Below are 5,665 nucleotides of genomic sequence, written 5' to 3'. Positions count from 1 at the left end.
GTCGTGTACTACCTCGACGACGACGCCGTCGTCCAGGGCGTCCTGATGTGGAACGTCTGGGAGGGGCTCGACGTGGCGCGCACGTTGCTGGCCGAGAAGAAGCCGCAGACCGAACAATCGCTGAGCGGACTGATCTGAACTTCTGGAACACTCGAAGGTGAGCGGACCAGCGACGGTTGGACGTGACCTAGGAGAGATGATGTCCGAGTTCGATGGCAGTGGGTCGGCCGAGCAGCGTGCCCGATTCGACGACGAGGTTCACAGCCGCTGCGCCCGCTGCCGGTTGCCCGGACATTCCGAACCGTTGTCCGACGTGGCCGCGGTCGCCATCGCGGCCGGGCGCGTGGACGAGGCCACCCGAGCTGTTCTCATCAATCGATGGCATGCGGGACGCTCGCTGCCGTCGATCGGGGGATTCGGCGCTCTCCGCAATCTGGTGGACGAACGCGATCGGTGGCTCGCCAAGGACACGACGAGCAAGCCCGGATCGGCTCTGGTGTACAAACTTCGAGCTGCCGAGTTGAGCAAACGCGTCAATCACCACCGCACCACCGTGGTGATGTCCAATCGGCACTACGCCACCGGAGTACGCGCGGCGCGAAAAGAGCGCCGAGAAGGTGTGCACCTCGATCTGGACCAACGGGATGCGATTTTCGATGCGTTGACGAGGACGCCTGCGCCGGAGAAGTTCGGCCCGATTGCCGAGCGAGGTCTGTCTCTGGTGGACGCGGCCACGGATCGGGTCAGCACGCTGGCGCGCAAAACTCCGGTGGCCGACAGGGTCGAGTGGGCCACAGGACTGGTGGATCAGTTCGTGGATCGAAAAGACGACCGCTTCGTCGATCGCTACGACACTCTGTTGTTCCTCGCGGGCACTTCGTTCGACCGGGTGCGTCGGTCGCCGGCATGGCAGTCGACGTATTTCGAGATCCAACGCAATCAGTTGGACCTGTTCGTCGAACTCACCGAAATCGCGGTCGATGCCGCGTCGCTGCGCACGGTAGCGACCGAGCTGAATCGGATCGGTGAGACGATGGTCGACGAAGAGACCGCAGCGCAGGTCGAATCCCGGCGTGGCGCACTGGAAGTGGTGTGGAGGCAGTTGACCGGACGGGTGGCCGCGCTGGTTCGACTCGCGAATGTGGTCGAGTCCTCGGAGACCGAGGCGCGCACGTCCGACGCGATGGCCCGCGCGCACAGCTTGGACGATCGGATCGATGACCTCGTCGGGCGGTCGGGAAGCCGGGAAATGTCCGCCGAGAACACACATTTCGTCGGTGATCAAGTGCGGACGCAGTGGCGCGACTGAGTGCCGCCGAGGGCACACAGTCGCGCCACTGGCTCTAGGCGATGATTGCGAACAGAATTCCCGCGACGGCGAAGCTGACCACGGACAGAATCGTCTCGAGGACCGTCCACGTTTGCAGCGTCTGCTTGACGGTCAGATTGAAGAATTTCGCGATGATCCAGAAGCCGCCGTCGTTGACGTGGCTGGCGATGATCGAGCCCGCTGCGATCGACATGGCGATCAGCGCGACGGCCGGAGCCGAGTAGTCCTGGGCTGCGACCAGGGGCCCGACTATGCCGCCGGTCGTCACGATGGCCACGGTTGCCGAGCCCTGCGCCACGCGCAGCGCACAGCTGATGATGTACGCCAACACGATGATGGGAAGACCTGCGGCCGCCATGGTGTCGGCCAACGCGGTGCCGATGCCCGTGGCCGAGATGACCTTTCCGAAAAACGCGCCTGCGCCGACCACCAGCAACAGCATGCCCACCGGACGAAGCGACTCTCCGGTCAGCTTGCTGAGTTCCTGGACCGTGGATCCACGTCGAATGCCCAGAACATAGAACGCGATCAGAACTGCGATGAGAAGCGCGACGGCCGGGGTGCCGAAGAAGGTGAGCACCTCGAGTAGGTTGCCGGGATCGAGCAGAATGCTGCCGAACGTGGCACCGAGGATCAGGACCAGTGGAACTGCGATGATCGCTCCGATGGTGCCCACCGACGGCGGCGTGGTGACGACCGGACGCTTGGTCGCGACCGTGCCTGCGCCTCCACCCTCGGTGGTGCTCGCATCGTTTCCGTCGTTGATGAAGTCCTCGGGGACGTCGACGATGATGCGTTTGCCGATCCAGTTACCCCACACCAGGCCGGCGGCGATGAATCCTGGTATTCCGCAGATGAATCCGAACAGGATGAGCCACCCCAGGTTCACCTCGAGCAGACCACCGACGGCGACCGGTCCCGGGTGCGGTGGCAAGAAGGCGTGCGTCATGGACAACCCTGCCAGCATCGGCAGCGCATAGAGCACCAACGACTTTCCGCCTTGGCGCGCCGCCACGTACACCAGCGGTGCCAATACGAAGATGCCGATGTCGAAGAACACCGGAATGCCGAAGATCAAGCCCAGCAGTCCCATTGCGATGGGTGCTCCGCGTTCCCCGAAGACGCCCAGTAGCTTGGCGGTCAGTGCCTGCGCGCCACCGGACTTTTCGAGAATCGCGCCGAGGACAGTGCCCAGTCCGATGATCACTGCGATGTGCCCGAGGATGCCCCCGAATCCGGTTTCGAGAAGCGATTCGTTGCTCTTGATGGCGGTGCCGACTATCTCGTTGACGGGCAAGCCGGCAGCCAGAGCCAAGCCGAGGCCGACGATGAGAAGTGCGATGAACGGTTCGAGCTTGACCTTGATGATGACGATGAGCAGTACCGCAATTGCGATGCCGCACAATACGAGTAGGCCTGGCGTTGAGGTTCGCAGCCAGTCGACGACAGAATTCATGACGAGCCTTCCTTGATGTCTGCATTGATAGCCGCCACGAACGCCTGTGCTCGCACGGTGATGTCGTCCCACTGGCCGGCCGCAACCGACGCCGGTGGAACCACATCGGTGCCTGCGGTCACTGCGACGGCACCGGATGTCAGGAACTGAGCGGCGTTTCCTGCGTTGACCCCGCCGGACGGAACGAGTTTCGCGTCGGGGAAGGGGCCGAGCAGATCCTTGAAATACGCGGGCCCGACGGTCCGAGCCGGAAATATCTTCACGGCATCCGCTCCGAGATCGAGGGCAGTCATCACCTCCGACGGGCTGAGCGCGCCCATCATCAGCGGGATCCCGGCGTCGGTCACGATCGTGGCAACGTCGGGCCGCAGCCCGGGGGTAACCACGAAGCAGGCTCCCGCGTCGATCGCCGACCGTGCTTGATCGGCGGTCAGGACGGTGCCGGCACCGACGACCGCACCCGCGTTCGATGCCGCGCGGAGCAGTGCCAGCACGCCGGGCGTGGTGAAGGTCAATTCGAGGGCCCGAATCCCGCCGCGCGAGAGCGCATTCGCCAACGCCGCAGGATCGGAGATGTGCGGCGCACGGACCACCGACAGTGCGCGGTCCTCCAGAATGGTGGTCAGTGCATTCACGATGTCTGCTTTCCAGTGGGATTCATCCGCAGGGCACGGCCTGCCAGAGAGTGCGTGGGGCGGCGATCGTCGATAGCGAAGGCACCGTTGACCATCACGTGGCTGATGCCGTCGGCCTGTTGTTTCGGATTCTCGAACGTGGCGGTATCGCGTACGGTTGCCGGGTCGAACAGGACGAGGTCGGCTGCGTGCCCTTCGGCGATCGTGCCGCGGGCGCGTAGGCGGAGGCGCGCAGCGGGACGACCGGTCAGGTGATTGATGCAGTCCTCGAGCGAGAGCAACTCCTCGTCCCGAACGTAGTGACCCAGGTAGCGGGGGAACGTTCCCCAGGCGCGGGGGTGGGGTTTCTCGCCGACAAGAATCGCGTCGCTGCCGCCCATATGACGTGGATGCGCCATGATCTCGCGCACGTTCTCCTCGTGTCCGACATGCTGCAGGATGGTGGTTGCCAGGGCGTCTCGGCGAAGGAAGTCGAAGAACACGTCCACCGGTGACCGACTCGCCTCGGCCGCGATGTCGGCCATCGTGCGCCCGACGTAGCGATCGAGCTCCGGATTCGCCACACCGCTGAGCTGGATGGTCTCCCACTCGACGGTCACGCCATGGCAGCCGTCGGACCCGTCGACGTCGACATCCTGTGCGATGCGTCGACGCATGTCCGGATCGTCGAGGCGTTCGAGCGCACGGTCCGGGCCACCCGACATCGCCCAACTCGGTAGCAGCGCAGACAAAGTGGTGGCTCCGGGCAGATACGGATACGTGTCGAGGGTGACGTCGCATCCGTCGGCGATCGCGGAGTCGACGCGGTCCAAGAACTCACGTGCCCGGCCCCGATTGACGCCGAAGTTCATCGTCGCGTGAGTCAGATGAAGTGCGCATCCCGTATCGCGGGAGAGATCGAGCATTTCCTGGTACGCGTCGAGTGCTCCCGCGCCGTACGACCGAGTATGAGGTGCGTAAAACCCACCGAAATCGGCGACGACCTCGCACAGCGCGCGCAATTCGCTTGTGTCCGCGTACATTCCGGGCGTGTACGTCAAACCGCTCGACATCCCGACAGCGCCCTCCTGCAGGCCCTGCGCCAACAATTCCTGCATGTGGGCGACCTCGGACGGCGTCGCAGCTCGCTGATCAGGTCCCACCGCGAGGTACCGCAGTGTTCCCTGGGGAACGAGATAGGCAGCGTTCGGGGTGATTCCCTGGTCGAGGCGAGCGAGGTACTCCGAGACCGAACGCCACGAGAAGTCGAGGTCGACGGGATTGCCGTTCCATCCGGCGATCTGACGCCGCACCACATCGAGCGTCGCGTCGTCGATCGGAGCGTAGGCGATGCCGTCCTGGCCGATGACCTCGGTGGTGACGCCCTGACTGATCTTCGGGAAGTGGTCGGGATCGGTCAGTAGACGCAGATCGGAATGGGCGTGCATGTCGATGAACCCGGGGGACAGGACCTGCCCAGGTGTCGCATCGACGATTCTGTCGGCACCGAGAACGGTGCCGGGCTCGGCGATCGAGGCGATGATTCCGTCGCGTACGAGAACGTCACGGCGCAGTCGCGGAGACCCGGTGCCGTCGATGACGTCGGCACCTCGAAAGAGGATATCGGACATGGGGGTTTCGACTCTCTAGAAGAACGTGTGCACGAGGTCGACGACGCGAGGATCGTCGCTGTCGGCATCGTCGACGACGGGAATGAGACGCCACTTGTCGAAAGCGGTGCACGGGTGAGACAGGCCCAAGCGCACCACCGATCCCACCGGCAGTGCCCCGCTGTCCTCGGCCGGTAGGCGAAGGAACGCATGCTGATCGTTCAGCGCTGTGATGTCGGCACCTGAGTCGAGAGTCTCGGTTCCTCGAACGGATTGGGGGACAGGCAGTCCTTCGTCGAACGGGAAGTCCCGCTTTCCTGCATCGAGCAGCGCGAGACCGGGCTCCGGCCTTGAGACCGTCCGAGCCCATCCGTGCATCGCCGACATCAGCGGCGCGTCGGTGCGGGCGGGAGTGAGTGGTGAGATCTGCGAGTAGAAGCCGTCGTCGTGCACCACGTAGGCACCCGAGCGCAGCACTACGTCGGTAGGTACTCCCTCTCCGTTGGTAAGAGAGTGCAACCGCTCGACTACGAGGTCCTGGTAGGCGCTGCCGCCGGCGGTCACGATCGCATGCCCGCCGTACAACCCCTCGGCATCGAGCGCGCGATGGAGGGTGGCCACGTTGTCGAGATAGGTCCGAACCGCCGCGAGGCCG

5 protein-coding genes and 1 pseudogene are annotated in these 5,665 nt (G+C 64.3%); 2 read left to right on the top strand and 4 right to left on the bottom strand.

Annotated elements, in window-relative coordinates; all coding sequences use genetic code 11:
• Positions 1–3: 3 nt before the first annotated feature.
• Positions 4–138 carry a hypothetical protein gene (locus tag A2J02_RS27725; protein WP_231911465.1) on the top strand — a complete coding sequence of 45 codons (135 nt, stop codon included), beginning with the start codon at positions 4–6 and terminating at the stop codon, positions 136–138.
• Between the two features lie 61 nt (positions 139–199).
• Positions 200–1,309: a hypothetical protein gene (locus A2J02_RS14825; protein ID WP_068050860.1), complete on the top strand. Its 1,110-nt coding sequence runs from the start codon at positions 200–202 to the stop codon at positions 1,307–1,309.
• A gap of 34 nt (positions 1,310–1,343) precedes the next feature.
• On the opposite strand, the gene A2J02_RS14820 is transcribed toward A2J02_RS14825, so the two are convergent.
• The 4 genes and pseudogenes from A2J02_RS14820 to A2J02_RS14805 form a co-directional block, all read right to left on the bottom strand.
• Positions 1,344–2,786, bottom strand: a complete 1,443-nt coding sequence (locus A2J02_RS14820) for a GntP family permease (RefSeq protein WP_068050859.1) — start codon at positions 2,784–2,786, stop codon at positions 1,344–1,346.
• Positions 2,783–3,421, bottom strand: a complete 639-nt coding sequence (locus tag A2J02_RS14815; RefSeq protein WP_068050858.1) for a bifunctional 4-hydroxy-2-oxoglutarate aldolase/2-dehydro-3-deoxy-phosphogluconate aldolase — start codon at positions 3,419–3,421, stop codon at positions 2,783–2,785. The genes A2J02_RS14820 and A2J02_RS14815 overlap by 4 nt, the downstream gene beginning before the upstream one ends.
• Positions 3,418–5,031, bottom strand: a complete 1,614-nt coding sequence (locus tag A2J02_RS14810; protein ID WP_068050857.1) for an N-acyl-D-amino-acid deacylase family protein — start codon at positions 5,029–5,031, stop codon at positions 3,418–3,420. The genes A2J02_RS14815 and A2J02_RS14810 overlap by 4 nt, the downstream gene beginning before the upstream one ends.
• Positions 5,032–5,046: 15 nt before the next feature.
• A pseudogene (locus A2J02_RS14805) lies at positions 5,047–5,665 on the bottom strand (amino acid deaminase); the annotation flags it as partial.

Source organism: Rhodococcus sp. EPR-147 (assembly GCF_001647185.1).
Classification (GTDB): domain Bacteria; phylum Actinomycetota; class Actinomycetes; order Mycobacteriales; family Mycobacteriaceae; genus Rhodococcoides.
This window is presented reverse-complemented; position numbering and strand designations above follow the sequence as displayed.